The sequence below is a fragment of the Streptomyces sp. SID14478 genome (assembly GCF_010548525.1).
GTDB lineage: Bacteria > Actinomycetota > Actinomycetes > Streptomycetales > Streptomycetaceae > Streptomyces.
The window spans coordinates 1-462 of sequence record NZ_JAAGMG010000860.1 but is presented as its reverse complement, the minus strand read 5'-3'; the positions used below and the strand labels follow the sequence as shown (position 1 = coordinate 462).

Below are 462 nucleotides of genomic sequence, written 5' to 3'. Positions count from 1 at the left end.
GGCTCGCGGCCCGGGCCCTCGCGGGCACGGCCGGCGACGGCACCGCCGGGACCGCCGTCTGCCTGGCGGCCGGAACCCTCGCCATGGCGGTCGGCTTCCTGGGCCTCGCCAGGCTGCTGGGCATAGCCGAACTGCGTAGGCTGCCCTTCGCCTGACCCACCACGGAGGAACGATCGCGATGCCCGCAGCCCATGTCCTGCTCACGGAGCTCCTGGCGAAGGCCGACCCGGGCGCGACCGGAGCGCTCTGGCGCCTGGACGGCGCGGCCCGGCAGCTCGACGCGAACGTCGTCCGGGTCCGGCCCGGAGCACGCGGCGACGCCTACGTCGAGCACGACCTCGACGTGCTCCTCCTCGTCGTCGAGGGGCGCGGCACCCTGCACCGGGGCGCCACCGACGAGGAGCTGGCGCCCGGCACCCTCGTCTTCGTGCCCCGCGGCGAGCCGCGCGCCGTCAGCGCGGG

The 462-nt window shown here is 77.1% G+C and carries 1 protein-coding gene; it reads left to right on the top strand.

Annotated elements, in window-relative coordinates:
* Positions 1-178: 178 nt before the first annotated feature.
* On the top strand, positions 179-462 hold a 284-nt coding region (locus G3I40_RS28125; RefSeq protein WP_164305182.1), incomplete at its 3' end, for a cupin domain-containing protein.